Origin of the sequence: Xanthomonas sp. BRIP62411 (assembly GCF_003993525.1) — a bacterium.
Classification (GTDB): Bacteria; Pseudomonadota; Gammaproteobacteria; order Xanthomonadales; family Xanthomonadaceae; genus Xanthomonas; species Xanthomonas euroxanthea.
This window is the reverse complement of the sequence record NZ_QEZI01000011.1, coordinates 359588-383964: the sequence shown is the minus strand read 5'-3', so window position 1 is coordinate 383964 and position 24377 is coordinate 359588. Positions and strand designations below refer to the sequence as shown.

Genomic DNA, 24377 nt, shown 5'->3' with positions numbered 1-24377 from the left:
GCATAATTACGATATGACTGCCCAGCTCACCCAGGAACTGCCGGAATTTCCTACCTGGCTCAACGCCAAGCCATCCACCCTGCAGGAGCATCGCGGGCGTGGACTGGTGCTGGCATTCGTCAATGCCAGCTCGGTGTGGTGCGCCGAGCGCCTGGCCGAGCTGGCGCACTGGCAGGCCCGCAGCCCCGGCCGGCTGCAGGTGATCGTGGTGCAGGTGCCGCGCTTTGACAGCGAACGCGAGCCGCAACGCGCACTCAAGCAGCTGCGCGGTCATGGTGTCAGCGCCCCCATTTTGCTCGACAGGGACTGGGAGACCTGGCGCCGTTTCGGCATCGAATCCTGGCCCACGCTGGTGCTGCTCGATGCCTACGGCCGCGAGCGTCAGCGCCTGGTCGGCGTGACTGGCGATCTCGACAAGGCACTGGCCGCACTATGTGAAGGCCAGCAGCTGCCATCCGATGCCGACCTGCATGGGGTCGCCGAGCGCGACCCCGAGCCGCGCCTGGAACTGCGGTTTCCAACCGGTCTTGCCGCCACCGAGGACCGCCTGTACATCGCCGACACCGGTCATCACCGCGTGCTCGAATGCACGCATGGTGGCCGCGTGCTGCGCCAGTTCGGCCATGGCAACGCGGACTTCATCGATGGTGGCGTCGGTGAAGCGGCGTTCCGGCGTCCGCAGGGCCTGGCGCTGGAACGCGATCAGCTGTATGTCGCCGACACCGGCAATCACGCCTTGCGTCGCATCAACCTGCGCAGCGGGCAGGTCGACACCTTGTGCGGCACCGGGCGCTCCGGCGAGCCGGTCGAGGGGCCGCTGGCGTTCGCCGGTGCCTCGGCGCTGCATTACCCGCAAGGGCTGGCGGTTGCCGACAATCAGGTATTGATCGCCATGGCGGGCGACAACCGCATCTGGAGCTATGACCTGGGTCGCGCCGCACTGAGCGCACGCGCCGGTACCGGCGCGCTCGAGATTCGCGATGGCAGCGGGCATCTGGCCGCGTTCGCACAGCCGGCCGGGTTGGCCGCGGTGCAGCAGGTGGCCTACGTCTGCGATGGCCTGGGTTCGTCGATCCGCACCATGCAATTGCGCGGCGATCTGGTGCAGACCCTGGTCGGCGGGCAGGGCACCTGGCAGTTCGGCGACGAGGACGGCCCGCGCGGCACGGCGCGCCTGCAGTTTCCGCAGGCCATCGCCCTGGCTACCGATTCGCCGATGCTCTGGATTGCCGACACCGGCAACGGCCGCCTGCGCTGCCTGCGTCTGGGCGGCGGCGAACTGACTACCGTCTTGCTGCCACGCCGCCTGCATGGCCCGGCCGGGCTGGCAGTTGCCGCCGGCGCGGTATGGATTGCCGAGACCGATGCCCATGCCGTGTTGCGCTACGACCTGGCGAGCGGCGAACTGCGCGATGTTTCGATAGAAGAATGAACGCAAGGCCCCAAGCCGATTTCGATGGAAAGGCGTTTGCTGCCCAACTGAGCACTGCGCCCGGCGTCTACCGCATGTACGCGGGCGACGACACCTTGCTGTACGTCGGCAAGGCCGGTGCGTTGCGCAAGCGGGTGGGCAGCTATTTCAACGGCACGCCGAAGAACGCGCGGCTGACCTCGATGCTGTCGCAGGTCGCGCGGATGGACGTCACCGTGACCCGCAGCGAGGCCGAAGCGCTGCTGCTGGAAAACCAGCTGATCAAGTCGCTGTCGCCGCGCTACAACGTGTCATTGCGCGACGACAAGAGTTATCCCTACGTGCTGCTGACACGCGAGCAGTGGCCGCGCATCGCCCTGCACCGTGGCCCGCGCGCCGTGCAGGGGCGCTATTTCGGCCCCTATACCGGCGTCACCGGCGTGCGCGAAACGTTGAGCCTGATGCACAAGCTGTTCAAGCTGCGCAGTTGCGAGGACAGCGTGTTCCGCAATCGCTCGCGGCCCTGCCTGCAATATCAGATCGGTCGCTGCAGCGCGCCCTGCGTGGAGCTGGTCGCCGCTTCCGACTACGCCGAATCGGTGCGCCGCGCCACCATGTTTCTGGAAGGCAAGAGCGACCAGCTCGGCGAAGAGATCATGCACTCGATGCAGCAGGCCAGCGAAGCGCTCGAGTTCGAGCGCGCCGCGCGTCTGCGCGACCTGCTGTCCTCGCTGCGCAGCATGCAGAACCGCCAGTACGTGGACGGCCGCGCGGCGGATCTGGATGTGCTGGCCTGCGCCACGCAAGCCAGTCAGGCCTGCGTGCTGCTGCTGAGTTTTCGCGATGGCCGCAACCTGGGCACGCGCTCGTTCTTTCCCAAGACCAATGGCGAAGACAGCGCGGACGAAATCCTGGCTGCATTCGTCTCGCAGTACTACGCAGAGCATTCGCCGCCGCGCGAGATCCTGCTCGATCGCGAAATTCCCGATGCCGAACTGATCGAGGCCGCACTCGGCAGCGCCGCCGAGCACAAGGTCACGTTGAAGTGGAACGTGCGCGGCGAACGTGCCGGCTACCTGCTGCTGGCCACCCGCAATGCGCAGCTGACCCTGGTCACCGAACTCACCAGCCAGAGCGCGCAGCACGCACGCAGCGAGGCACTGCGCGAGATGCTGGGGCTGGCCGAGCAGGTCAAGCGGGTGGAGTGCTTCGATATCAGTCACACCATGGGCGAGGCGACGGTGGCCTCCTGCGTGGTGTTCGATGCCAACGGGCCGGTGCGCGGCCAATACCGGCGCTTCAATATTTCCGGGATCACGCCAGGTGACGACTACGCCGCAATGCGTCAGGCCATCGAACGGCGTTTTCGACGCGCGGTGGAAGAAAACGGCGTGCTGCCCGACGTGCTGCTGATCGATGGCGGCGCCGGTCAGCTGGCGCAGGCCAAGGGCGCGCTGGCCGATCTGGGCATCGAGAACGTGCTGCTGGTCGGCGTGGCCAAGGGCGAGGAACGCAGGGCAGGGCATGAAGCGCTGATCATGGCCGATGGCCGCGAGCTGCGGCCGGGCGCGGCATCGCCGGCACTGCAGTTCATCCAGCAGGTGCGCGACGAAGCGCACCGTTTTGCGATCACCGGTCACCGTGGCCGTCGCCAGAAGGCGCGCATGACCAGCAAGCTCGAGGATATCCCCGGCATCGGTCCGCGCCGGCGCGCGAGCCTGCTCAAGCATTTCGGCGGCCTGGTCGGGCTCAAGGCCGCCGGCGAGGCCGAGATTGCGCGGGTGGAGGGCGTCAATGCCGCACTTGCCGCGCGAATCTACGCTAACCTGCACGGGCTGGCGCTTCCCGATGCGGCAGGCGAGTCGAGTCCGTAATGAAGTTGACCATCCCCACGTGGCTGACACTGCTGAGGATCGTGATGATCCCGGTGTTGGTCGTGGTGTTCTACCTGCCGTACACCTGGACCAATTTCGCGTCCGCCGGCGTGTTCGCGCTGGCCGCCATCACCGACTGGCTGGATGGCTGGGTCGCGCGGCGTTATCACCAGTATTCGGCCTTCGGCGCATTCCTGGACCCGGTGGCCGACAAGTTGATGGTCGCGGTGGCATTGTTCCTGATCGTGCAGGGCCACCCCACGCCGTGGATGGCGTTCTGGGCGGCGGTCATCGTCGGACGTGAAATCGCGGTGTCGGCGTTGCGGGAATGGATGGCCGAGATCGGCCAGCGAGCCAAGGTGCGGGTGGCGGTTATCGGCAAGGTCAAGACCACCGCGCAGATGGTTGCGCTGCTCTGCCTGCTGTATTCGGTCACGCCGGGGCAGATGCCCACGCACGAAATCTGGTTCGGCAACCTGATCTTCCGTGCCGGTTACTGGACGCTGGCGATCGCCGCGCTGCTGACGCTGTGGTCGGGATTCCAGTACCTGCAGGCCGCCTGGCCGAGCCTGCGTGCCGACGAAAAAGCCGCGATCACCAGCAAACCGAAAAAAGTCGAAAGCAATAGTTGACAGCGATGCTGTTCGCTGTAGAATTTCGCCTCCCAAGCGGGAATAGCTCAGTTGGTAGAGCGCAACCTTGCCAAGGTTGAGGTCGCGAGTTCGAGTCTCGTTTCCCGCTCCAGATGTAGACAAGGCCCCTTGCCCGAGGTCTCGTTGTTTCAAGGCAGGATGCCTTGGGTTTGATGTTTCGGCCTGGTGGTAGAGTGGTTATGCAGCGGACTGCAAATCCGCGTACGCCGGTTCAATTCCGGCCCAGGCCTCCACATTGCATGCGTTTTTCATGCGTCGGCAACGACGACAGCACTGGCGCAACGAAGTAACAAGCTGTACAATTTTGCTCCACGCGGGAATAGCTCAGTTGGTAGAGCGCAACCTTGCCAAGGTTGAGGTCGCGAGTTCGAGTCTCGTTTCCCGCTCCAAATTCAGGCCCCGGATATCAAGCGATATCCGGGGCTTTTTATTGGTTGATCGTCTGTTATGCAGGAGCGCGCAGCTCCATCTCGTTCTACGCAGTTTCGCATCACTGTCGACGTCGGACGTGGCGTCGATCCATGGTCTGCTCGCGATCTTCCACGTCGGGCCGGGATGCATATGCATTGACGCCTGCGATCATTTTCGGGGGCAGGGAGCTGCCTGAGGGCGCGCAATACATTGCCCAAGCACGACGCAGAGGTGTGACTGATCGCCATGCGACATGGCTGCAACAACGCAACTGGGGAGACTTGTCGGGCGTTGCGCGATTCGCAACGCGATAAGCGTGTGCCCGGGGCGGGAATCGAACCCGCATAGCCTTGCAGCTGAGGGATTTTAAGTCCCTTGCGTCTACCAGTTTCGCCACCCGGGCATTGCGATAGCGTGCCTGATTGCGCGCCGATTGTGAATCGCCGCGTCACAGGCGCGCCGCACTGATGGCCCGGTGGTCGGCTGCGCTATGCTGCCACCGCGCAGGCGCGCAGCAACCGGCTGCGCACGATCGAAGGAACCGCATGTCCAGCACCACGTTACTCGCTCCGCTGCAGGCCCGCATCGCCGTGATCGGGTTGGGCTATGTCGGCCTGCCGCTGGCCGTCGCCTTCGGCGAACAGCGCGACACCTTGGGTTTCGACATCGATGCGCAACGGGTCGGGCAATTGCGCGATGGCCATGACGCCACGCTGGAGCTGGACGACACCGAGCTGGCCGCCGCCACCCGCCTGCGCTACACCGCCAACGCTGCGGACCTGGCCGCGTGCAGCATCTTTATCGTCACCGTGCCGACGCCGATCGACAGCTTCGAGCAGCCCGACCTGGAACCGCTGCGCAGTGCCACCACGCTGATCGCCGCTGCGCTCAAACCCGGCGACCTGGTGATCTACGAATCCACCGTCTACCCGGGCACCACCGAAGAAGTCTGCGTGCCCTTGCTCGAAGCTGCCTCGGGTTTGCGCTTCAACGACGACTTCTTCTGTGGCTACAGCCCTGAGCGCGTCAATCCGGGAGACCGCCAGCGGCGCCTGCGCGATATCCGCAAGATCACTTCCGGCTCCACCGCCGAAGCCGCCGATGCGGTCGACGCCTTGTATGCCAGCATCATCACCGCCGGCACCTGGCGGGCGCCATCGATGCGCGTGGCCGAGGCCGCCAAGGTGGTCGAAAACATCCAGCGCGACGTCAACATTGCGCTGGTCAACGAGTTGGCGTTGATCTTCGACAAGCTGGGCATCGACACATTGGATGTGCTGGAGGCGGCCGGAACCAAATGGAATTTCCTGCCGTTCCGGCCCGGCCTGGTCGGTGGCCACTGCATCGGGGTGGATCCGTATTACCTGATGCACAAGTCCGAAAGCATGGGCTATCACCCGGACCTGATCCACACCGCGCGCCAGGTCAACAACCGCGTCGGCCGGCACGTGGCCGAGCGTGTCTGCGGCATGCTGGCCACGCGTGGCGTGGTGCTTGCGCAGGCGAGGGTGCTGGTGCTGGGCGCCACCTTCAAGGAGAACTGCCCGGACCTGCGCAACAGCCGGGCGCTGGAACTGGTGCAGCTGCTGCAAGCTGCGGGCGTGCAGGTCGATACCTGCGACCCGTGGGCCGACCCTGCAGAAGCGCTGCATCATGCCGGCGTGCAGTTGTGCGCGCTTGCAGACGAAGGTGCCTACGACGCCGTGGTGCTGGCAGTGGCACACGCGCAGTACCGCGACTACGACGCGCAGCGCATAACAGCGCTGGGCAAACCCGGTGCGGTGATCTATGACGTCAAATCGGTATGGCCGCGCGATGCGGTCAGCGATCGCCTGTAGCGCGGTCGCCCGGTCGCTGCAGCCACTGCACCGCGCCATGCGCGGCACGTAATCCGCTGGCAAAGCAGGCAGTCAGCAGATAGCCACCGGTCGGTGCTTCCCAGTCGAGCATTTCGCCGGCACAGAACACGCCGGGGTGCGCGCGCGCCATCAGTTGCGCATCCAGCGCCTCCAGCTGCACACCACCGGCCGAGCTGATTGCCTCGGCAAGCGGGCGCGGTCGCAGCAGACGTAGCGGCAATCGCTTGAGCGTGCGCGCTGCCAGCGCAGGATCGTCGCCCGCCTGCTTGCCCAGATGTTCGTAGAGCAAGGCGGCCTTGACGCCATCGATGCCGAGCTGACGGCGCAGATGCTCGCTGAAACTGCGTCCCTTGCGCGGTTTTTCCAGCTCGGCGTTGACGCGTTCCAGCGTGCGCCCCGGCAGCAGGTCCAGCACCAGCTCCGCCACGCCATCCGCATCGATCTGCGCGCGAAGATCCGCAGCCAGCGCATAGATCAGGCTGCCCTCGATGCCGGTGGACGTCGCCACGCACTCGCCCTGCAGCTGATGCGACGTGCCGTTACGGTCCTGCCAGTGCGCAACCACGGGTTTGAGTGGCGCACCGGCATGTCGCTGCACGAAATGCCCACTCCAGGCGATGTCGAAGCCGCAGTTGGCCGGTACCAGCGGTGCCACCGCGATGCCGCGTTCCTGCAGCACCGGTTGCCAAAGACCATCGGAACCGAGCTGCGGCCAGCTGCCACCACCGAGCGCCAGCACCACGGCATCTGCAGTGCGTTCGACGTCGCCGGTGGGCGAGTGGAAGCGCAACGCGCCGTCATCGCTCCAGCCAAGCCAGCGATGCTGCACATGAAATGCCACACCCTGTTCCTTGAGTCGGCGCACCCAGCCGCGCAACAACGGCGCGGCCTTGCGATCCATCGGGAACACGCGTCCGGAACTGCCGACGTAGGTTTCCACACCGAGGTCGCGCGCCCAGGCACGCAGCGCGTCTGCATCGAACGCCTGCAGCCACGAGGCGACTGCATCGGTGCGCTCGCGATAGCGCTGCGCAAACACCGGCATCGGATCGGAGTGGGTGAGGTTCAGCCCGCCCTTGCCGGCAATCAGGAACTTGCGTCCTACCGACCCCTTGGCTTCGTACAGGTCGACCGCCAGGCCCGCCGCACACGCCGCTTCTGCAGCCATCAGACCGGCCGGCCCACCACCGATCACCGCCAGCCGCCGCTTGCTCGCATCCGTCATTGCTCAGGCCTTCAGCGCGGCTGCACGCCAAGCAATTCCACGTCGAACACCAGCGACGCGCCGGGCGGAATCACCCCGCCTGCGCCGTTGTCGCCATAGCCGTACTCGGGCGGAATCATCAGGGTACGCTTGCCGCCCACACGCATGCCGGCCACGCCTTCGTCCCAGCCGCGGATCACCTGACGGCCGCCCAGCGCGAACTGGAATGGCTCGGCGCGATCAAGCGAGCTGTCGAACTTCTTGCCGTGCTTGTCGGCGGCTTTTTCGTCGTACAGCCAGCCGGTGTAGTGCACGGTGACCATCGCGCCCGGCGTGGCTTCGGCACCGGTACCGACGTTGCGGTCGATCCGCTCGAACGCGGCGATGGTGCCGCCGGACGGCGGCAGGGCGGGCGTACAGGCTGCGAGCAGCAGGGCAGCACAAAGCGTCAACAGAAGGCGCATGGGAGGGTCCGGCAAGGGAAGTGCGCCATTATCGCACCCGGCTCCCGGTATCATCGCGCCCATGGCCAAGCTGCTGCTCAATCTGCGCAATGTTCCCGATGACGAGGCCGACGAGGTACGGGCGCTGATGCGCGAGCATCTCGTACCGATCTACGAAACCCGGCCCAGTAACTGGGGCATTTCCGCCGGTGGCATCTGGCTCAGCGACGATGCCGATTACCCGCGCGCCAAGGCGGCGATGGATGCGTACCAGGCGCAGCGGGGTGCCCTCGCGCGCGCACAACGCCAGGATGCGCTCGCTGCCGGCACCGCCGAAACCTTCGGCGCGCTGCTGCGCAAGCGCCCGCTGTTCGTGATTGCCACGTTGATCGGCATGCTGGTTGTCGCCTCGCTGGTGCTGCTGCCGTTCCTGCTGCTGCGTGGCTGATCGCACCTGCGGCCGCATCGGCTTAAAATGGCCGCATGATCACCAATACCGCTGCCTACCAGTTCGTCACCATCCAGGATCCGCAGTCGCTCGCCGACAGCGTCCTCGCGCAGGCCGGGCAGCAGACCTTGAAAGGATCGGTGCTGGTGGCCGGAGAGGGGATCAACCTGTTTCTGGCCGGCGAAGCCGAACAGGTCGGCACGTTCTACGCGTGGCTGCAGGCCGATCCGCGTTTTGCACAGATGCGCATCAAGTACAGCCTGAGCGCGTCGCAGCCGTTTGCGCGGCTCAAGGTGAAGGTCAAGCCGGAGATCATCAGCTTCCGCCGCGACGATGCCTCGCCGCTGCAGGGCCGTGCGCCGGCAGTGACGCCCGCCACGCTGCGCGCGTGGATGCAGGAAGGGCGCGACGATCGCGGCCGCCCGTTGGTGCTGCTGGACACGCGCAATGCCCAGGAAGTCGCGTACGGCACGTTCCAGGGAGCGTTGACGCTGCCGATCGACAAGTTCACCGACTTGCCGGCTGCGCTGGAACCGCATCGCGCTGCATTGGCCGATGCCACCGTGGTCAGCTTCTGCACCGGCGGCATCCGTTGCGAGAAAGCTGCGCTGTGGATGCAGGCCGACGGCATGGACAACGTGCTGCAGCTTGAAGGCGGCATCCTCGGCTACTTCGAAGAGGTCGGTGGCGAAGGCTACGACGGCCGCTGCTTCGTGTTCGACGAGCGCGTTGCACTCGATGCGCAACTGCGCCCCTTGGTGGACGCCGAGTGCAGAACCGAAGCAGGAAAAATCTGACCGGGGGCGAGTGAATTGCCCGATGTTCGCGCATTGGGGGCGCTCGCATCATCCGATCACGCCGCGATCGTGCATTCAATGCCTGCCATGACACGCGGCGGCAGAGTGCGTCGCATTCTTACTCAAATGTAATACGTCGCATCGAGCTTGCCCTGAATTATTCACGGAGATAGGCTGCATCAGCCAGCCGCACAGCGAGGACAACAAGGATGACCATCAGAGTTTTTCTGATCGACGATCATGCACTCGTGCGTACCGGCATGAAGATGATCCTGTCCAAGGAAGTGGACATCGATGTGGTGGGAGAAGCGGAGAGCGGGGAGGCGGCCTTGCCGCAAATTCGCCAGCTCAAACCCGAGATCGTGCTCTGCGACCTGCATCTGCCCGGTGTCAGCGGCCTGGAAATCACCGAGCGCATCGTCAAGGGCGATTATGGCACCCGCGTCATCATCGTGTCGGTGCTGGAAGACGGCCCATTGCCCAAGCGTCTGCTTGAAGCTGGCGCATCTGGCTATGTCGGCAAGGGCGGCGATGCGCAGGAACTGCTGCGTGCGGTGCGCGAAGTCGCACTGGGCCGGCGCTATCTCGGCAATACCATTGCGCAGAATCTGGCCCTGTCCAATCTGGAAGGGGGCAGCTCGCCGTTCGATGCGCTATCGCCGCGCGAACTGGAGGTCGCCCTGTTGCTGACCCAGGGCCTGCGCCAGGAAGACATCGCCAAGCGTCTGAACCTCAGCGCCAAGACCATCAACACGCACAAGGCGCGCCTGTTCGAGAAGGTCGGCATCCAGGACAACATCGCCCTGGCGCGTCTGGCCAATCAGTACGGCCTGACCGACCCCGCGCGCACCCTGTAAGCCAAGTTCCTCGGATTCGATCTTGCAGATGCGGCGGTCGGATGCTGACGCATAAGGTGCTGTTGCGGGGAGCCGGAATGCCGGCATGACACTGCTGTACGCAAAAACAAGGCGGCCCGAAGGCCGCCTTGTCTGACACCACCTGCCTGGATTTACCCAGGCAGGTTCAACCGGCCGGGAGACGATCAGTGATCGCCGCGCGGCTTGTTGGTGTCGTCTTGCTGCGCCTGGGCGTCATCGCCGTTAGGCGATGCATCTGCCGGCTTCGCCGCCTCGGACACGACGACGGTCGCCTTCGGCTTGTCGGCAGTCGGCTCGGTGGCGTCTGCAGGCACCACGGGCGCGACCGATGCCGGCCGCTCGGGCGCCTTGTAGGGCACCGGCGTTTCGGCCTGTGGCGGTGTCGCCGCGGCTGCATCGGCCGGAGCCAAGGCGTCCAGCAGCGTGGTCTGCACCGGAGCGTACGGCTTGCGTGCCGGCGCAGCGTCGGCAGACGGGGAGGTCTGCGGCACCGTGGTGGTGGACGTCGCGGCAACATCGGTTGCCGGGCTTTCCACCGTTGACGGCTCGGCATGCGGCGGCTTGGATGTCACCACGTTCGCCTGGGCGCTCGACGGCGTAGCAGCGACCGGCTTGGGAACGCTGCCCGCTGCCGGCGTTGCGTCGGTCTTCGCCGGCTCCGCTTGCGTTGCTGCCGCGGCGGCCACCGGTGCTGCCTGTTCCTGCCGGGCAACTTCCTGCCGAGCAACGGCCGGCGCTGCAGCGTCGGCCGATACCGACGCCGGTGTTGACCGCATCGACGGCTCGGACGAAGGCTCTGCCGAGGAAGCGGCACTCTCGACAGGCGAAGCTGCAGCAGGAGCCGCCGCCGACGTCGCAACCGGAGCCGAAGCGGCAACCGGGCTCGACGCAGCGGACGGAGTCGACGCGGCAACCGGAGGCTGGGCCTGCGGATTCGCCGATTCCTGCGCAACGACCGGAGCCTGAGGCGCTTGCGGACGCGGTGCATTGGCCGACGCCTGCACAGCCGGTTGCGCTGCAGCTGGCGCTGCATTGCCAGCCGGGGCCATTGCAGCCGGTGCCGGAGAGGCCGCCGGTGCATCGCCACGTGCCTGTTTGGCTGCGGTCACCGCAGGGCTTGCAGCTTGCTGCTCGAACGACGGCGTGGCGTTGGAAACCGGCGCCGTGGTCGATGTCGTGTCGGCCGCCAGCGGCGCTTCCGCACGTTCCTTCGGTACCGGGCGCGGCTTCACTGCTGCCGGAGTGCTGGACTCCGGCTTGGTGCGTGCCGCTACCGCGGGCGTGGTCGCGTCATCGTCGAAGTCGAACTCCGGCTGTCCGGCGCGCGGGGCAGCAGAGGTGTGGACCTGCGCACCGGCATCGTCGCTCTCGGTGTCGCTATCGAGATCGCCCTCGGCATCGCCGTCCATATCGTCCGTTTCCAGACCATCGACGCCGCTACCGCCTTCACCGTTTGCACCAGCGCCGCGACGGCGACGACGGCCACCGCGACGACCGCGACGACGACGGCTGCCGCCTTCGCCATTGGCCGCATCATCGCCTGCCGCATCCGGTGCCTGGCCGTCCGCATTCGCGTCGGTGCCGCGATCAGCATGCGCTTCGGTCACGATGACCTCGACCGGGTGCGCCGGCGCAGCCTCATGTGCCGAGGCCTGCGTTGCCGGTGCCGCGGTTTCGGCAATCGCCGCGACCACGGTCGCAGTCGTGGCGGTTGCGGCCGTGGAGGTCAGCGTCTGCGCCGAGGCAGTGCCTTCGTCCTGACGCGCAGGGCGCTGCTGCCGCTCGGACGGCGCGCCGTCCTGCTGCTGTGCAGCTGCACGCGGCGGCCGCGGTGCCTGGTTCTGCGGCTTCTGCTTCTGCTGCTGGGCCTGCTGTGGCTGCTTGGGTTGCTGTGCCTCGCCGCGGGGCGGCTTGGGCACCTGCACCTGCTGCGTCTGCCCGCCGTTCTGCGCAGCCTGGCCATTGGCCGGCTGGCGACGCTCGTCACGACGCTCCTTGTTGGCGCCATTGCCGTTGCCATTGCCGCGGTGCTGACTGCCACCGTTGCCACCATTGCGGGCATCACGGCCGTCGCGCCGCTGACCACCACGGTCGCTACGCTCGTTACGGCTGCTGCGGCCGGCATCGTTCTGACGCGGACGCTGGGTCGACTCGGGCGCAGGCGCGACCGGCTCGACGCCACCGAAGATGCGCTTCAGCCAGCCGACCACACCGGTCACCGGCGCAGGCAGCGGCAGTGCCGCGACCGGAACCGGTGCCGGCGCAGGCGCGGCGGCAACCGGGGCAGGGGCCTCTTCACGCAGCGGCGCCGGCTGGCTCGGCTTGATCGAGGTCACTGCCGGCGCAGCCGGGATATTCAACTGCGCCTTGGTCAGCGCATGTACCGGCAACTTGCGCGGGGTGCCGCGCTGGTAGCTCGGCTTGCCGCTGTCTTCGCCGAGCTCGTTCTCACGCAGGCGGGTGACTTCGTAGTGCGGGGTATGCAGCTGTTCGTCGGCGACGATGATGATCGGCGATTCGTGACGCTGCTCGATCTCACGCAGCGCGCTGCGCTTTTCGTTGAGCAGGTAGTTGGCGATCTCCACCGGGGCCTGCACCAGCACCTGTCCGGTGTTTTCCTTCATGGCGTGCTCTTCGGCCACGCGGATGATCGACAGCGACAGCGACTCGACGCTGCGCATGCGGCCATGGCCGTCGCAACGCGGGCACACGATCTGGCTGGATTCGCCCAGGCTCGGACGCAGGCGCTGGCGGCTCATTTCCATCAGGCCAAAGCGGGAGATGCGGCCCAGCTGCACGCGCGCGCGGTCGTACTTGAGCGCGTTCTGCAGCTTGTTTTCGACTTCGCGCTGGTGCTTGGTCGAGGCCATGTCGATGAAGTCGATCACCACCAAGCCGCCCAGGTCGCGCAGGCGCAGCTGGCGGGCAACTTCCTCGGCTGCTTCCAGATTGGTCTGGAAGGCGGTCTCCTCGATGTCGCTGCCCTTGGTGGCGCGCGAGGAGTTCACGTCGACGGCGGTCAGCGCTTCGGTCTGATCGACCACGATCGACCCACCCGAGGGCAGCCGCACGTTGCGCTCGTAGGCGCCTTCGATCTGCGATTCGATCTGGAAGCGGTTGAACAGCGGAATGTCGTCGGTGTAGTGCTTGAGCTTGCGCAGGCTCTGCGGCATCACCTGCTGCATGAACTCCTGGGCGTCGGCGTACAGCTCCGGCGTATCGACCAGGATCTCGCCGATGTCGGCGCGCAGGTAGTCGCGCAGGGCGCGGATGATCAGGCGCGATTCCTGGTAGATCAGGAACGCGGCCGGCTTGCTCAGGGCCGCCTCGGCGATCGCCTTCCAGGTCTGCAGCAGGTAGTCCAGGTCCCACTGCAGCTCTTCGGCGTCACGGCCGACACCGGCGGTGCGGATGATCACGCCCATGTCGTCGGGGATGTCGAGCTTGTCCAGCGCTTCCTTCAGCGCGGCACGGTCTTCGCCTTCGATCCGGCGCGAGACGCCGCCGGCGCTCGGCGAATTGGGCATCAGCACCATGTAGCGGCCGGCCAGCGAGATGAACGTGGTCAGGGCGGCGCCCTTGTTGCCACGCTCTTCCTTGTCGACCTGCACCACGATTTCCTGGCCCTCGCGCAGCAACTCGCGGATGGTCGACTTGTTGTGGTCGACGCCAGCCTGGAAATAATCGCGGGAGATTTCCTTCAGCGGCAGGAAGCCATGGCGCTCGGCGCCATAGTCCACGAACGCCGCCTCCAGGGAGGGCTCGAGCCGGGTGATACGGCCCTTGTAGATGTTGGACTTCTTCTGTTCCTTGGACGGCTGTTCGATGTCGATGTCGTACAGGGTCTGGCCGTCCACAATCGCCACGCGCAGCTCTTCGGCCTGCGTTGCGTTGATCAGCATTCGCTTCATTATTGCGTTCCTCTCGCGCTCTACCGCGCGGAACGCCGTGACGTTTCGCCTCTGGAACAGCTTGTCGGCCCTTCGCGCAACGCGCGGACAGGCCTGACCAGGGTTTCCAGCGCTGCAACACCACGGCAGGCCGCGGGAGCGCTTGTCTTAAGTTTTATAGGTGTTTCAGGGCCGGCAGCCGCGTCCGGAAGAACCGGGGCAGCGCACGGGACATGTTCAGCGCAACGGTCAAAAACCGCTGGCGATGGCCGGGCAGGCCGGTGAGCCGCTAACATGGCCGCCCCGGGGGCGGTGGTCGCGCACTGTGCCGGAATCATCGGAAGGCAGGCTTCTGGCCAATCAACTTCCAACGAAATCAAACCCTTATCTCGCTCGCCGAGTGTAACAGAATAAAGAGCCGGATGACCGACCCCCAGCCCCCCAAGCCGCCTGCCGACCGTGTGGGCGTGCGTATTCTCAAAGTTCCGCAAGACCGTGCTGGGCAGCGGCTGGACAATTTCCTGCTCGGCCAGCTCAAGGGCGCGCCACGCAGCCTGATCTACAAGCTGGTGCGCAGCGGCCAGGTACGCGTGAACGGCGGGCGGGCCAAGGCCGAGCGCAAGCTCGAAGGCGGCGAAGAAGTGCGGATCCCGCCGGTGCGCGTTGCCGAAGAGGGCGACAAGGCCGCGCCACCGTCGTCGTTCCTGGCGCGGCTGGAAGCGGCGATCGTGTTCGAGGACGCGCGCCTGCTGGCGCTCAACAAGCCATCCGGGGTCGCCAGCCATGGCGGCAGCGGGATCAGCTTCGGCGCCATCGAGACCCTGCGGGCGCTGCGGCCGAACCAGACCCTGGAACTGGTGCACCGGCTCGACCGCGATACCTCCGGGCTGTTGATCGTGGCGAAAAAGCGCTCCGCGCTGACCGAGATGCAGGCCTTGATGCGGGAGGACGACCGCGTCGAGGGCCGCGGCATCACCAAGCGCTATCTGACCTTGCTGGTCGGTCGCATGCCGGACGGGGTGATGACGGTCGATGCGCCACTGCACATCGGGCTGCGCCAGGGCGGCGAGCGGCATGTGCAGGTCAATGCGATCGGCAAGCCGTCGCTGAGCCACTTCATGCTGCTGGAGCGGCGCGGCGGGCACTCGTACTGCGAAGTCCGCATCGAAACCGGCCGCACCCACCAGATCCGCGTGCACGCCCAGCACCTGGGGCACCCGGTGGCCGGCGACGACAAGTACGGCGAGGGGGAGGTCAACAAGCGCCTGCGCGACCAGCTCGGCCTGAAGCGTTTGTTCCTGCATGCCGCGTCGCTGGAATTCACGCTGGACGGCGGCAAGACGCCCTACGTCTTGAGCGCGCCGCTGGCGCCGGAGCTGGCCGAGGCATTGGACCGGCTGGGGCGCTGATGCAGCCAGGGCGGGCAGGGAGGCTACATCGGCGCGGATGCTGGGGCCGCACCCGCGCCATGTGCGGCCGTGCGGGTCACGATCCTGCCGGTAGAGCGGAACCCGCGCTCGTCAGGGGAATGGCGACTCACAAACCTCGGCATGCGAACTGCACCGATTGAATAGGGCAATCGCGTCTCGCTCCCACGTCGCGTGGTCGTCGCAGGCCGCGCTAGGGCGTGGCGAAGCGGAACAACACCAGGCTGATCGCCAGCGTGCCCATGCCGGCGACCAGGCCGTAGACCGTCTCGTGGCCCTGCGCGTAGCGCTTGGCGGCCGGCAGCAATTCGTCCAGTGCCAGGAACACCATGACCCCGGAAATCAGGCCGAAGACGGTGCCGAACACCGCTTCGGACAGCACGCTGGACAAGGCCAGATAGCCGATGCCGGCGCCGATCGGTTCGGCCAGTCCGCTGAGCAGGCTGGCGCCAAAGGCGTAGAGCTTGTTGCGGGTGGCGAAGTACACCGGCACCGCAATGGCGATGCCCTCGGGAATGTTGTGGATGGCGATGGCGAACGCGAGCGGCATGCCGACCGCAGGGCTTTCCAGCGTGGCGAAGAAGGTCGCCAGGCCTTCGGGGAAATTGTGCGCGGTGATGGCGATAGCCGTCATCAGGCCGACCCGGCGGATATAGGCCCGGTTGTCGTCGCGGAACAGCGGATCGTCGCTGGACAGGCTCTGGTGCGGGTTGGGCACCAGGCGGTCGATCACCATGATCAACAGCATGCCCCCCAGAAACGCCAGCGTGCCGAAGGTGAAGCCGAGCTTGTCGTTGTAGGCGTTGGAGAACGAAGCGATCGATTTGTTGAGAATCTCCGACAGCGATACGTACACCATCGCGCCGCCGGCGAATGCCAGCCCGAACGCCAGCAGGCGCGGATTGGGCTTCTTGGAGAACACGACCATCAGGCTGCCGAGTCCGGTCGCCAGGCCAGCTGCCAGCGTGACCGCAAATGCGGTCCAGACATTGTGGGATGACACTTCGAGCATGTGACGCACGACCTCGTGGAATGGAACCGACCTGCGGGGAGCGTGGCGACTGCTGCTGCGCTGTGCGCATGGCCACGCTGCGCCTGCAGGATGGCCATGCCTGGATGACGAACACGTGGTGTCTGACGCGGCAGGCCTGGCGCGTGCACGCTGACAGCTGGCGAACACTGCGGTGCCTGGCGCTGCTGCAGGCCTGCGCGGTGCTCGGCGTTAGGGGCAGCGCGCCGGCGGGTTACCGCCGCCGCGTCTGTTCGCGCAACGTATCAACAGCGGCTCAGCCGCCTCGACGCGCCCGCTCTTCGATGGCAAAGCATTCGTCCGGGCGCGGCACCGGCGGCTTGAAGGCGACCGGCACCTGGATCGTCTGCGGCACCGCCTGGCCATTGCGCGTGGCGGCCCGGAATTTCCATTCGCGCACGCGTTTTTGCGCAGCTTCGTCCAGCACCGGCTGACCGCTGCTTTGCGCGACCGAGACGTCGGTCGGGGTGCCTTCGACACCGACCACCACCCGGAGCACGGCAGTGCCGCCGATGCCGGCACAGGCCAGTTGCGGGGAGTATTCCGGCGGCGGCGTCTTCAAGGCGGCCAGTTCGGTCGGAGCCACCGCCGGCGCGGCCGGCGGCTGCGACGACTTGCCACAGCCGCTGATGCCGACGGCAATGAACAGGCCGGCGAGGGCGGTGCGAGACGGGGTCATGGGGTGGCTCCTTGATCGTAGAGCTGGGCGGCCTTGGCCGCACAGATGAAGTCGTTTTCGCTCAATCCGCCGACGTCGTGGGTGGAATAGCGCACCACCACGCGGTCGTAATGCACGCCCAGGTCGGGGTGGTGGTCTTCGCGGTGGGCGATCCACGCCAGCGCGTTGACGAAGGCCAGCGTGCGGTAATAGTCGGCAAAGCGGAACGTGCGGGTGATCGCCGTGCCCAGTTCGGCCAGCTCCCAGCCTGGCACCTGCGGCAGCAATTCGGCCAGGCGCGCTTCGCCGAGCTTGTGGTCGCTGCCCTTGCGCGGCAGGCAGTGGGCCTGTTCCAGGGGAATCAGATCGGTCATGACAGTCTCGCAGGGGGGGCGGACAGCGCGTTCACTCAGGATCACGGTGTTCCATGAGCGCAGGCGCATTGAGCGGTAGAATAACCCCATGATCCAGATATCCGACAAAGCCCAAACCTATTTCCGCAAGCTCATCGAACGCGAGGGCGTGCCCGGCATGGGCGTGCGCCTGAGTGCAGTGGACGCCGGCACCCCGCGCGCCGACGCCCGGCTCGAGTTCGCCGAACCGGCCGATCTGAGCGGCGACGAATGGGCGATCGACTGCGACGGCTTCACCTTGTATATCGTCGCCGCCAGCGTGCCCTGGGTGGATGGCGCCGAAATCGACTACGTCACCCAGTCCACCGGCAACCAGCAGCTCACCATCAAGGCGCCCAAGATCAAGGGTGAAGCGCCGGCCGACTCTGCATCGATGGTGGAGCGCGTGCGCTGGGTGGTGGAAAACGAGATCAACCCGCAGCTGGCATCGCATGGTGGCCGTGTTGCGGTGCAGGAGGTCTCGGCAGAGGGTGTCGTGCTGCTGCGCTTCGGCGGCGGTTGCCACGGCTGCGGCATGGCCGATGTGACCTTGAAGCAGGGCATCGAGAAGACCTTGATGGGGCGCGTGCCCGGCGTGATTGCGGTACGCGACGCGACCGATCACGCCACTGGCGACGCGCCATATATTCCGCGCGACAGCGCGGCCTGATTCCGCGCCACCGGTGACCACGGCCGCCGATCTGCTGCAGGCACTGCGTGCGCGCATGCCGGGCAAGCTCATCCTGGATCGGCGCACCGGGCTGCCTTACGGTTGGGCAACCTGGATGAGCAGTCGCATCGGGCCGGCGGCTGCGTTCGACGATGACCAGGTGATGGGCGTGCTGCTGGCACGGCCAGCGTCGCCTGCAGGTGCTGGCATGGCGTTGCTGTTGTCGCCGTTCCAGGCATTTCGCAGCCTGTGGTGGCAGCACTGGGAGCCGCGGCCGAAGGACCAACGGCCGCAACACTGGCTGGCGCTGCTCGCTAGCCTGTTGATCCATCTCGGTTTCATCGCACTGCTGATCTGGGTCGTCACGGTGCGCTGGGCGCCGGACGACACTAAGACCGGCGACGAATCGCGGGTGCGCATGACCTTCATTGGCGACGGAGCGGCGGAGCAGGGCGGTGGACAAGGGCAGCCCGCTGACGCGGCGCAGGCCGCCTCGGGCGATGCGGCTTTAGCGCCGCAATCCGCTGCGTCCGTTGCAACCGGCAGGCCGAGCAAAGCGAGTGCAGCACCGTCGGAGCCTGCGCCCGCCGAGCCACCAGTCGATCCTTCAAGTACTGCCCAGGCGCAGGACATCGCGCCGGAACCGGTGGCTGCCGCTGCCAGCGAACCGGTGGCGCCTGAGGTGCCACGTGTGAGCGTGCAGGTTCCGCCGGTAACGATTGAATCGCCGCTGCAGGTCACCGAAACACCGGTGGCCACGAACGACTTCGTCGTGCCGCCGCCGCCCACGATCACGGTGACTCCGCGTCCGGTTGCGCCGGCCGCGCCGCAGATCGAGGTGCGCCAGCGCGATATCCAGACCGTCACCGAACAGCCGCAACTGCGCGAATTGCAGCGTCCTGCAGCCACGGTGGCGCTGCGCGCTGCCAACGCGCCAACGGTGCGCGAGCGGGAAGTCGTCGTGCCGGACCGGCCACAGGTCGTTGCGCCGTCCGTGCGCAGTCGCGAGATCACTCCGACGGTTCGCATGCCCGATGTCGCCGTTCGAACGGCCGAACTGCCAAGCGTGCCGGACCCGGCGCCCCAGCCGGCACCAGCGGACCCAGCCCAACAGACGCCGGTGACTCCGTCGCCGTCAGCATCCGCGTCGGCGACTGCAGCGACGCAGCCATCGGCAGCTTCCACGCAGCCCAGCCAGGCGCAGGCGAATCCGGCGCGAGGCGCGCAATCCAGCAACACCGCAGCGGCGGCCGCATCCGCAACCAGGCCGGCGTCCAGCAATGCCGGTCCAGCCCCGGCAGACCGTAGCGGCGGCTGGGATACCGCGGCCAATGCGGACGACTGGAGCAAATCCGACCGTCGTCGCAGCGGCGAAGCAACAGGTGCCAACGGAACGCGCAATGGCATGTTCAACGCAGACGGCAGCGTCCACGTCGCCGCCGGAACCGGCGATGCCGGCACCGGTGCTGGCGACCGCGGGCCGCCAGGCAGCGAAACCGATACCTGGACTCGCGACCAGATCGCCCAGGGCGGCACCTGGCTCAAACGTCCGCCATACGGCTACACGCCGACCTCGCTGGACAAGTACTGGATGCCAAACCAGTCGCTGCTGCAGGAATGGGTGCGCCGCGGCCTGAAGAAGATCGAGATCCCGATCCCGGGAACGACCACCAAGATCAGCTGCGTGGTGTCGTTGCTGCAATTCGGCGGCGGCTGCGGCTTGAGCGACCCGAATCTCAACGATCAACCGGCAACCGCAAGACCGCCGCCGGATGTGCCATTCAAGCGAGAGCTGCAGGAAGACAATGGGGCTGTTAGGTAGCTAGTTGCTAGGCTTGACCTGACATAATATACAGATTATCCGCGATTGAAGCGTGCAAGCCATTGATTTCAATCGGCTTTTTCTGAACCGTCGCCGGCGCCATTCCGATCGCCAGTACCAGGCCCCCGATCACCGTAGTGACCGGGGACAGTCTGTCCCACAACGCACCCCACGCCTTTTTCGCGTCAGCTGTCTCAGCGCCCTCTGTGCGCACTAGGACCGCTAACGCCGGATCTGCCTGCGCGATTTTTATCAGCGCCATCAGGTGATCGTCTTTGATCTTGCCGCCGTGCCGCCACATGCTCACGGCCGCCTTGGTCACACCCATCTTTGCCGCCAATCCGGTTGCGTTTGGCGGATTGCACACTTTGACAGCCATGTCAATCAATTTAATTTGGGTGTTCACGTCAAATTTCTCTTGACCATTAGTTAAGTCCTACTATACAAAGCTTCCAGTCAAATTGCGTTTGACTCGCGTCCCCCCGGCTCCCCTCCGGGGTCCGCGTCAAGGGGCAGGGGAGGGGGCTTCATGGACGTCATCGCATTCGCACTGATCGGCGCTGCCGGCCTCGTGTGCAGCATTGGAACCGCCCGGCTCGTTAGCTGGATTCTGGACCGGCGAGATGCTGCGGTCCGTCGTCAATTTCGAGAGCAACAGCTGATCGCTTGCGCTGCCGCTGAGGTGCGCAATGCGTAAGGTCGTGTTGTTCCTGCGGGAAATGCCATGGCCGATGTTCTTCGGCTTCGTGTTCGGTGCACTTGCTGGTGTCTGCTTTGGCACGATCACCGCGCACGATATCAATGCGCAGATTGAGCGCGACCAGCACATCGAACAGCAGTGCATCGACGGCAACAACAACGCTTGCCGAGTGATGGAGCATCGCCGTGGCTGATCGCACATGCTCGTTCTGCGGTGACACAACCGTCTATTTTTTCCCCGGTGGGCTGTGCGTCGCATGCGCCGGCAAAGCAGCGCGCATCAAGCTCGCTGAAACGCTCAAGCAACAGAGCAACGAACTCACTGCATTCGATGCCTCCGTAGGCACGATGCACGCTGCTGCACGCCGTTCCGAAATGGCGGTTTCAAAGGTGCAGCAGCACGGCTTTTCGGCTTCGGCCGGAGGCCGAAGCCTTGGGCTTGTCCATTCTTCAACAAGTGACACGCGCCGCGTGTCGATGACTCTTGATCCGAACCATGTGCGTTCGGTACGTCTAAAAAAATCGATCATCACCGGAGCGAGGCTCCATGACCAAGAAGCCAAAAAAGGCGCATTCCGTGGCGCGTGGTACATGCTCACCACGACTTACAGAAACCGAAGTGACTGCTCTGCTCGCGACATTAGCGAGACACTTAAGCGAATCCGGGGCTTCTTCAATCGAGCTGTACGACTACGCTTCCGGAGCTACCGCCCGCGTTTCCGTTACCTATGGGTCGGTGAACTCACTAAAGCCGGCGTTCCCCACTATCACGTCTTGATCTGGATCCCGCGCGGCATCTTCATTCCCAAGGCTGATCGTCGCGGCTGGTGGCCTCACGGTCATACCAAGATGGAAAAGGCACGCAACGCGGTCGGCTATCTCGCTAAGTACGCGTCCAAATTTTGCCCCGACATGATCGCTGCGTTTCCCAAGGGATTTCGCACGCACGCAATCGGCGGCCTCGATGTTGAATCCAAGCGCGAACTACGGTGGTGGAAAGCCCCGAAGTCTGCGCGCGATGTCTTCGGCCCATTGGCCGATATCCGCAAAGCCCTAGGCGGCTACGTGGACAAACTCACCGGTGAATTCTGGCCCTCACCGTGGAAAGTCTTTTTCGACAAGGGCCAGCTAATCGCCTGGAAATTGGAGTTACCCGCATGAGCAGAATCATCATTCGCAAGGCCATCGCGCAGCAGCGCAGCGTCAAGGGCAAGAACGGCACCACCTACAACTTCAATGAGCAAAACGCCGCGCTCGAAAAGGACGGCGAGGACTTCCCGCATCCGTTCCGTGTTCGCCTCGCCGATGGTCAACCTCCTTATCCTGCCGGCGATTACGCTGTCGCGCCCGCCAGTTTCGAAATTGGCCAGTTCGGTGACCTCGTTATCGGTCGTCGTTTGCAGCTGGTCCCGATCATGCCTGCTGCCAATCCCGCAGCACCCAAGTAACCCCGCGCGTGCCGACCGTCGCTTGCGGCGGGCGGCTCGCGAAGCGAGCTAATCACCATGGAAAGCACCGTCCTCGTTGCCCACTGCAAAGCATCCGACTTCGATGCCTCAGCGCAAACCTGTGCGGCCGTTTTCTGGGGTCCCTCGTCAAGTTTCCCGCCTCCCATGGACGTGGGCGAGGGCACTGCTGTCTCAGTCGTTATCGCTGGGGCCTGGGCCATCGGATACATGATCCGGCAAGCACGTCGTGGTGTCGGAGCGTGAGGCAACACCGCAATTCCACTCAATCCAATCAAGGAAAAAATCATGTCCAAGCTCAAGACCCTGTTTACCCAGGCCGCTGCCGTCACCAGCGCTGCGCTGGTTGCTCCGATGGCGTTCGCGGGCGAGATGTCCGAAGCCGTCGGCTCCGGTGTCGACAAGACCGAACTGACCGCCATCGGCGTCATCGTCCTCTCGGTGGCCGGCATCATCCTGCTGATCCGTAGCGGCAAGAAGACGGCCAACTGATCGCGAGGGCAGGGCGGCGAAAGCCGCCCTTTTTCATTGGGGGACACAAACGATGTACGCAGGATATTTCGTCATGATTGCGCTGCTGGGAGCGTTATGGCTCGCTCTGGACAGCTAAGTTTCCTCGGCCGCGTGTTCGCCTCTGCGATCGCTCGCCGCCTCGCCTATGCACTCGTGGCTGCCATGCTTGTTCAATGTGGGTTGAACGACGCGCGTGCTGAGTGCGTTTCATTTTCTGATAACTGCACTCAGCCTCAGGCCCAATCCGGAGCCAAAGCCTGGCCCGACGCGCAGAAGCGGTGTGCTCAAGAAGTTGGACCTGCCGGCACTATTGGTCCCGTGACCACCACGCACGTATCCAACGGCGGTGGTCGCGGCTACTACACACCTAAGGCTGAGTGTTTTTTCAACGGTAACTCGCAGGGCTATGTGCAGCCTGTCTCTCCCGGCCAACTCGCGTGGTATTACGCCAGAGGCTGCGATTCCGAGCCTGATTACACGGGCGGTGGACCTTGGGGCACATACGTTGGCACCGCACGCAACGGCAGCATTGGCTGTCGTAATGGCTGTGACGGCATATGGTTCGGCAACGCTGATGACTCGATGACGTGGAAGGGCACCGGCGCCATGTGCCCGGAAAAGCCGCCGCAAACCTGCGAAGCGATGCCCGGCTATAACTGGAACGCTGCACTCAAGGTGTGTGAGCCAACCCCGCCCGAGAAGTGCCCTGATGGTCAGTCTAAGAACGCGAAGGGCACTTGCGAGCCTAACGCTTGCCCTGACGGCATGGTCCTTGGCCAGGACGGCACCTGCAAGCCGAAGGATAACGAGTGCCCTGCAGGGCAAATAAAATCGCCAACAGGCAGCTGCCTGCCTGGTGACGGCCAGTGCGCGAAAGGCGAGGTCAAAGGCCCTGACGGCACCTGTAAGAAAGACGGCGATGGTGATGGTGAGCCGGACGGCGAGGGCGAAGGCGATGGCGAGAAGAGCCAGTTTTCCGGTGGCGACAACTGTGAGAACCCACCCAGCTGCAGCGGCGACGCCATCATGTGCGGCCAGGCGCGCATTCAGTGGCGCATTGACTGCAACACCCGCAGGAACCGTAATGTTAGCGGCGGAACGTGCGCCTCGATGCCGGTCTGCACCGGTGAGAAATGCGACGCTGTCGAGTACAACTCCATGTTGTTCCAGTGGCGCAGTGCATGCGCTGCGGAGAAGTTGCTAGCCAAGGCAGGCGATGGCACCGGGTCTACGGGTCAGCCCGAATGGACCAAGGTCGGCGGCATGTCTCAGGACCCTGGTGCAGGATCAGGTGCAGGCGACACGAAGATCACCACCAACAAGATCAACGCAGATGACCTTGACCAATCCGGGTTCGGCGGCGGTCAGTGCATTGGCTTTGCCAACGGTGGCGGCGGTGCCGGCGTCTCTTCCGGATTCACTCAGACCATGGCCTCACCGCCTGCGATCTGGTGCAACTACATTGGCGCGGTCAAGGGTATTTTCATCCTGATCGGCGCTGTTTCATCTGTGATCATTCTCGCCAAGATGGGGAACAGCTAATGCCTATGATCATTGGTGCGTTGATCGCAGCGCTCATGCAAGCGTTACGCACGTATCTGCCCGGCATCGTTGGCCGTGTGCTGCTCGCATTCGGTATCGGCTTGGTCGCCAATGAAATCGCCATGCCTGCGCTCAAGTCGGTCATTCAATCCAAGCTTGCCGGCGCTGGCCCCATCATCGTTGCCTATTGGGACGCAACCGGCATTGGAATCATGGTCACCATGATTTTGTCCGCCATCCTGGCGGTGCAGTCGCATCGCATCCTCCTCAAGAAACTATCGGGTTCCTGA

Annotated in this window: 23 protein-coding genes and 4 tRNA genes; 19 read left to right on the top strand and 8 right to left on the bottom strand. The window is 65.1% G+C overall.

Annotation, left to right across the window (positions count from 1 at the left end):
- Positions 1 to 13: 13 nt before the first annotated feature.
- The 6 genes from EO139_RS09760 to EO139_RS09735 all read left to right on the top strand — a co-directional run bounded on the left by EO139_RS09760 (position 14) and on the right by EO139_RS09735 (position 4327).
- Positions 14 to 1432, top strand: a complete 1419-nt coding sequence (locus EO139_RS09760) for a hypothetical protein (protein WP_164739800.1) — start codon at positions 14 to 16, stop codon at positions 1430 to 1432.
- Positions 1429 to 3285 (top strand): excinuclease ABC subunit UvrC, encoded by a 1857-nt coding sequence (gene uvrC / locus EO139_RS09755; protein WP_126945596.1) that lies wholly within the window; start codon positions 1429 to 1431, stop codon positions 3283 to 3285. The genes EO139_RS09760 and uvrC overlap by 4 nt, the downstream gene beginning before the upstream one ends.
- Positions 3285 to 3917 carry a CDP-diacylglycerol--glycerol-3-phosphate 3-phosphatidyltransferase gene (gene pgsA / locus EO139_RS09750; protein ID WP_016902574.1) on the top strand — a complete coding sequence of 211 codons (633 nt, stop codon included), beginning with the start codon at positions 3285 to 3287 and terminating at the stop codon, positions 3915 to 3917. The genes uvrC and pgsA overlap by 1 nt, the downstream gene beginning before the upstream one ends.
- Positions 3918 to 3953: 36 nt before the next feature.
- Positions 3954 to 4029, top strand: a tRNA-Gly gene (locus EO139_RS09745).
- A 68-nt stretch (positions 4030 to 4097) separates the two neighbouring features.
- A tRNA-Cys gene (locus tag EO139_RS09740) sits at positions 4098 to 4171 on the top strand.
- Between the two features lie 80 nt (positions 4172 to 4251).
- A tRNA-Gly gene (locus tag EO139_RS09735) sits at positions 4252 to 4327 on the top strand.
- A 341-nt stretch (positions 4328 to 4668) separates the two neighbouring features.
- Here EO139_RS09735 and EO139_RS09730 read toward each other — a convergent pair.
- Positions 4669 to 4752: transfer RNA gene (locus tag EO139_RS09730), tRNA-Leu, on the bottom strand.
- Between the two features lie 142 nt (positions 4753 to 4894).
- Here EO139_RS09730 and EO139_RS09725 point away from each other — a divergent pair.
- The gene (locus EO139_RS09725; RefSeq protein WP_126970364.1) at positions 4895 to 6187 is read left to right on the top strand and encodes a nucleotide sugar dehydrogenase; all 1293 of its coding nucleotides are present in this window, start codon (positions 4895 to 4897) and stop codon (positions 6185 to 6187) included.
- On the opposite strand, the gene EO139_RS09720 is transcribed toward EO139_RS09725, so the two are convergent.
- A complete protein-coding gene (locus EO139_RS09720) occupies positions 6171 to 7433 on the bottom strand; it encodes a TIGR03862 family flavoprotein (protein WP_126970362.1) in 1263 nt (420 codons plus the stop codon). The two genes, EO139_RS09725 and EO139_RS09720, sit on opposite strands and share 17 nt — an antisense overlap.
- Before the next feature lie 11 nt (positions 7434 to 7444).
- Positions 7445 to 7876, bottom strand: a complete 432-nt coding sequence (locus EO139_RS09715; RefSeq protein ID WP_164739046.1) for an FKBP-type peptidyl-prolyl cis-trans isomerase — start codon at positions 7874 to 7876, stop codon at positions 7445 to 7447.
- A gap of 61 nt (positions 7877 to 7937) precedes the next feature.
- Here EO139_RS09715 and EO139_RS09710 point away from each other — a divergent pair, with 61 nt between their 5' ends.
- The 3 genes from EO139_RS09710 to EO139_RS09700 all read left to right on the top strand — a co-directional run bounded on the left by EO139_RS09710 (position 7938) and on the right by EO139_RS09700 (position 9957).
- Positions 7938 to 8303 carry a DUF6164 family protein gene (locus EO139_RS09710; protein ID WP_104650459.1) on the top strand — a complete coding sequence of 122 codons (366 nt, stop codon included), beginning with the start codon at positions 7938 to 7940 and terminating at the stop codon, positions 8301 to 8303.
- 35 nt (positions 8304 to 8338) lie between these two features.
- Positions 8339 to 9100: a sulfurtransferase gene (locus EO139_RS09705; RefSeq protein WP_126970360.1), complete on the top strand. Its 762-nt coding sequence runs from the start codon at positions 8339 to 8341 to the stop codon at positions 9098 to 9100.
- Positions 9101 to 9309: 209 nt separating this feature from the next.
- On the top strand, positions 9310 to 9957 hold the full coding sequence (locus tag EO139_RS09700) for a response regulator (RefSeq protein ID WP_016904564.1): 648 nt from the start codon (positions 9310 to 9312) through the stop codon (positions 9955 to 9957).
- A 185-nt stretch (positions 9958 to 10142) separates the two neighbouring features.
- Here the strand turns inward: EO139_RS09700 and EO139_RS09695 are convergent, their stop codons facing one another.
- Entirely contained in the window at positions 10143 to 13880 is a 3738-nt protein-coding gene (locus EO139_RS09695; protein ID WP_164739809.1) for an Rne/Rng family ribonuclease, read from the bottom strand.
- A gap of 410 nt (positions 13881 to 14290) precedes the next feature.
- On the opposite strand from EO139_RS09695, the gene EO139_RS09685 reads away from it, so the two are divergent.
- Entirely contained in the window at positions 14291 to 15277 is a 987-nt protein-coding gene (locus tag EO139_RS09685) for an RluA family pseudouridine synthase (RefSeq protein ID WP_126970356.1), read from the top strand.
- Positions 15278 to 15488: 211 nt separating this feature from the next.
- Here the strand turns inward: EO139_RS09685 and zupT are convergent, their stop codons facing one another.
- The 3 genes from zupT to EO139_RS09670 form a co-directional block, all read right to left on the bottom strand.
- Complete coding sequence (zupT, locus tag EO139_RS09680) at positions 15489 to 16307, bottom strand: zinc transporter ZupT (RefSeq protein ID WP_104650463.1); 819 nt, start codon at positions 16305 to 16307, stop codon at positions 15489 to 15491.
- A 274-nt stretch (positions 16308 to 16581) separates the two neighbouring features.
- Positions 16582 to 17004 carry an energy transducer TonB gene (locus EO139_RS09675; RefSeq protein ID WP_104582585.1) on the bottom strand — a complete coding sequence of 141 codons (423 nt, stop codon included), beginning with the start codon at positions 17002 to 17004 and terminating at the stop codon, positions 16582 to 16584.
- Positions 17001 to 17357 (bottom strand): 4a-hydroxytetrahydrobiopterin dehydratase, encoded by a 357-nt coding sequence (locus tag EO139_RS09670; RefSeq protein ID WP_046342783.1) that lies wholly within the window; start codon positions 17355 to 17357, stop codon positions 17001 to 17003. The genes EO139_RS09675 and EO139_RS09670 overlap by 4 nt, the downstream gene beginning before the upstream one ends.
- Before the next feature lie 88 nt (positions 17358 to 17445).
- Here EO139_RS09670 and EO139_RS09665 point away from each other — a divergent pair, with 88 nt between their 5' ends.
- Together EO139_RS09665 and EO139_RS09660 are read left to right on the top strand one after the other, a co-directional pair.
- Positions 17446 to 18045 carry an NfuA family Fe-S biogenesis protein gene (locus tag EO139_RS09665; protein WP_039815233.1) on the top strand — a complete coding sequence of 200 codons (600 nt, stop codon included), beginning with the start codon at positions 17446 to 17448 and terminating at the stop codon, positions 18043 to 18045.
- A 13-nt stretch (positions 18046 to 18058) separates the two neighbouring features.
- Positions 18059 to 19867: a transmembrane repetitive protein gene (locus EO139_RS09660; RefSeq protein WP_126970354.1), complete on the top strand. Its 1809-nt coding sequence runs from the start codon at positions 18059 to 18061 to the stop codon at positions 19865 to 19867.
- 7 nt (positions 19868 to 19874) lie between these two features.
- Here the strand turns inward: EO139_RS09660 and EO139_RS09655 are convergent, their stop codons facing one another.
- Positions 19875 to 20273, bottom strand: a complete 399-nt coding sequence (locus EO139_RS09655; RefSeq protein WP_126970352.1) for a DUF3693 domain-containing protein — start codon at positions 20271 to 20273, stop codon at positions 19875 to 19877.
- 283 nt (positions 20274 to 20556) lie between these two features.
- On the opposite strand from EO139_RS09655, the gene EO139_RS09650 reads away from it, so the two are divergent.
- From EO139_RS09650 to EO139_RS09620, 6 genes are all read left to right on the top strand, one after another.
- Positions 20557 to 20760, top strand: a complete 204-nt coding sequence (locus EO139_RS09650) for a hypothetical protein (protein ID WP_126970346.1) — start codon at positions 20557 to 20559, stop codon at positions 20758 to 20760.
- Positions 20753 to 21727, top strand: coding sequence for a replication initiation protein (locus EO139_RS09645; RefSeq protein WP_126970344.1), 975 nt, complete (start codon positions 20753 to 20755; stop codon positions 21725 to 21727). Before EO139_RS09650 ends, EO139_RS09645 begins: the two co-directional genes overlap by 8 nt.
- Complete coding sequence (locus EO139_RS09640; protein ID WP_126970342.1) at positions 21724 to 22014, top strand: single-stranded DNA-binding protein; 291 nt, start codon at positions 21724 to 21726, stop codon at positions 22012 to 22014. The genes EO139_RS09645 and EO139_RS09640 overlap by 4 nt, the downstream gene beginning before the upstream one ends.
- A 306-nt stretch (positions 22015 to 22320) precedes the next feature.
- Complete coding sequence (locus tag EO139_RS09630) at positions 22321 to 22524, top strand: hypothetical protein (RefSeq protein WP_126970338.1); 204 nt, start codon at positions 22321 to 22323, stop codon at positions 22522 to 22524.
- A 339-nt stretch (positions 22525 to 22863) separates the two neighbouring features.
- A complete protein-coding gene (locus EO139_RS09625; protein WP_126970336.1) occupies positions 22864 to 24087 on the top strand; it encodes a hypothetical protein in 1224 nt (407 codons plus the stop codon).
- Positions 24087 to 24377, top strand: a complete 291-nt coding sequence (locus EO139_RS09620; protein WP_126970334.1) for a DUF2523 domain-containing protein — start codon at positions 24087 to 24089, stop codon at positions 24375 to 24377. Before EO139_RS09625 ends, EO139_RS09620 begins: the two co-directional genes overlap by 1 nt.

Coding starts and splice junctions, on each gene's coding strand:
- EO139_RS09675 (WP_104582585.1), bottom strand. CDS start 17,004: ATGACCCCGTCTCGCACCGCCCTCGCCGGCCTGTTCATTGCCGTCGGC.
- EO139_RS09620 (WP_126970334.1), top strand. CDS start 24,087: ATGCCTATGATCATTGGTGCGTTGATCGCAGCGCTCATGCAAGCGTTA.
- EO139_RS09720 (WP_126970362.1), bottom strand. CDS start 7,433: ATGACGGATGCGAGCAAGCGGCGGCTGGCGGTGATCGGTGGTGGGCCG.
- EO139_RS09715 (WP_164739046.1), bottom strand. CDS start 7,876: ATGCGCCTTCTGTTGACGCTTTGTGCTGCCCTGCTGCTCGCAGCCTGT.
- EO139_RS09685 (WP_126970356.1), top strand. CDS start 14,291: ATGACCGACCCCCAGCCCCCCAAGCCGCCTGCCGACCGTGTGGGCGTG.
- zupT (WP_104650463.1), bottom strand. CDS start 16,307: ATGCTCGAAGTGTCATCCCACAATGTCTGGACCGCATTTGCGGTCACG.
- uvrC (WP_126945596.1), top strand. CDS start 1,429: ATGAACGCAAGGCCCCAAGCCGATTTCGATGGAAAGGCGTTTGCTGCC.
- EO139_RS09670 (WP_046342783.1), bottom strand. CDS start 17,357: ATGACCGATCTGATTCCCCTGGAACAGGCCCACTGCCTGCCGCGCAAG.
- EO139_RS09640 (WP_126970342.1), top strand. CDS start 21,724: ATGAGCAGAATCATCATTCGCAAGGCCATCGCGCAGCAGCGCAGCGTC.
- EO139_RS09725 (WP_126970364.1), top strand. CDS start 4,895: ATGTCCAGCACCACGTTACTCGCTCCGCTGCAGGCCCGCATCGCCGTG.
- EO139_RS09650 (WP_126970346.1), top strand. CDS start 20,557: ATGCGTAAGGTCGTGTTGTTCCTGCGGGAAATGCCATGGCCGATGTTC.
- EO139_RS09705 (WP_126970360.1), top strand. CDS start 8,339: ATGATCACCAATACCGCTGCCTACCAGTTCGTCACCATCCAGGATCCG.
- EO139_RS09710 (WP_104650459.1), top strand. CDS start 7,938: ATGGCCAAGCTGCTGCTCAATCTGCGCAATGTTCCCGATGACGAGGCC.
- EO139_RS09665 (WP_039815233.1), top strand. CDS start 17,446: ATGATCCAGATATCCGACAAAGCCCAAACCTATTTCCGCAAGCTCATC.
- EO139_RS09630 (WP_126970338.1), top strand. CDS start 22,321: ATGTCCAAGCTCAAGACCCTGTTTACCCAGGCCGCTGCCGTCACCAGC.
- pgsA (WP_016902574.1), top strand. CDS start 3,285: ATGAAGTTGACCATCCCCACGTGGCTGACACTGCTGAGGATCGTGATG.
- EO139_RS09760 (WP_164739800.1), top strand. CDS start 14: ATGACTGCCCAGCTCACCCAGGAACTGCCGGAATTTCCTACCTGGCTC.
- EO139_RS09695 (WP_164739809.1), bottom strand. CDS start 13,880: ATGCTGATCAACGCAACGCAGGCCGAAGAGCTGCGCGTGGCGATTGTG.
- EO139_RS09700 (WP_016904564.1), top strand. CDS start 9,310: ATGACCATCAGAGTTTTTCTGATCGACGATCATGCACTCGTGCGTACC.